This window comes from Flavobacterium sp. GNP010 (assembly GCF_056428945.1).
Genome location: NZ_JBWJVK010000127.1, coordinates 1 through 850, shown reverse-complemented (window position 1 = coordinate 850; position 850 = coordinate 1). Strand labels below are relative to the sequence as shown.

At 29.5% G+C, this 850-nt stretch carries 1 protein-coding gene; it reads right to left on the bottom strand.

Translation table 11 applies throughout. The features are described 5' to 3' along the window. Window positions 1-353: 353 nt before the first annotated feature. A partial coding sequence (locus AC061C_RS15830) for a CAP domain-containing protein (RefSeq protein WP_478291974.1) occupies window positions 354-850 on the bottom strand: 497 nt, incomplete at its 5' end.

Below are 850 nucleotides of genomic sequence, written 5' to 3'. Positions count from 1 at the left end.
ATGTGCTGATAATGTTACTTGCTCAGAAGAGGAGCATCAACTAAACAGAAGAAGCAAATTTATTATTATAGATTTGTAATTATTTCAAAAAAAAAGCAGAAGGCTGTCATTACATGACAGTCTTTTTCTGTTAGATCCAAATCCTTAAAACATAACAAAAGTTTAAAAAGTAATTTGAATTAACCGAAAATAGTTAGCAAAAAATAGTCCAATGAATTCATTAGACTATTTTTTAAACAAACTCTATAAAACATTGAACATGAACTAACAATTTTTCAAATGGATATAAATGTAAAAGGCTGCCATTTGGGGATATGGCAACCTTTTAGATTTAAAAAAAAAACAAACTTTAACTAAATTCTGGCAAAAATATTGGTGTAATATTTTCTTCCATTTGCTGGATTTTCTTTAATTGCTATTCCAAAATGCGTATGATTGCCTTCTATATTCGCTTTATGACTAGGACTAGCCAACCAAGCATTCAATACAGCTTGTGGAGTGTTGTAATTATAAGCTATATTCTCACTCACGGTTTTAGCACCTAAAGTATTAATTATATTTTCTGATCGAGCTACAAAATCATTATGGTTTACTACATTATTAGCAATCATATAATTATCATGCTCTTCTGATTTAAAAGACATATGATTGATTTTTTCTAAAGGATTTAAACCAACACTAACTCTGTGTTTATTGATCAAGTCCATTGTCTGTAATTCCAATGAATTGTAAGAATAACTAACCACTTTTTGTGCAGATTCATCTGCAACTTCAGATTCGTCTGAAGAACATGAATTCATGGTGCATATCACAGTCAATAGCAATAATGCACGAAGTAATGTTGTTTTCA